Here is a 559-nt window from a genome sequence, read left to right on the forward strand (position 1 = left end):
CCGCAGCTTTGGTTTCTGCCGCTTTAGCATTTAAGGCTTTGAGTTCATCCGCTTCTTGTTGGCTGATAACACCATCTTTGTTTGCTTTCGCCAACGCGTCTTCCGCGGCTGTTTCTGCCGCTTCCGCTGCTTTCACTTTTTCAAGTGCGCCTGCAATCGCTGCTTCATCGCTGTCTTTAATGCCGTTGTTGTTCGCATCGGTCACTGCCGGTACGGTGATACCGTCAAGTACATCAACGCGTGCTTGCAATTTAGCCGGTGTATTACCTTCCGCATCTTTTGCATCTGCTGGTAGAGTTCTCACCGCTTCACCTTCCGCAGCTTTGGTTTCTGCCAGTTTAGCATTTAAGGCTTTGAGCTCATCCTCCTGTTGTTGGCTGATAACACAATCTTTGTTTGCTCTCACCAACGCGTCTTCCGCGGCTGTCTCTGCCGCTTCCGCTGCCTTCAATTTTTACAGTGCGTATACAATCACTGCTTCATCGCTGCCTTTAATGCAGTTGTTGTTCGCATCGGGCAATGCAGATACTGTGCTACCGTCACGTACATCAACGCGTGT

At 49.9% G+C, this 559-nt stretch carries 1 protein-coding gene; it reads right to left on the reverse strand.

Translation table 11 applies throughout. The annotated features are described in order from the left end of the window. Nucleotides 1–406: GA-like domain-containing protein (locus ACTHUG_RS11310; protein ID WP_440422261.1), on the reverse strand; the 406-nt coding region annotated here is incomplete at its 3' end. Nucleotides 407–559 lie beyond the last annotated feature (153 nt).

This window comes from Neisseria sp. P0022.S009 (assembly GCF_051956675.1).
Classification (GTDB): Bacteria; Pseudomonadota; Gammaproteobacteria; order Burkholderiales; family Neisseriaceae; genus Neisseria.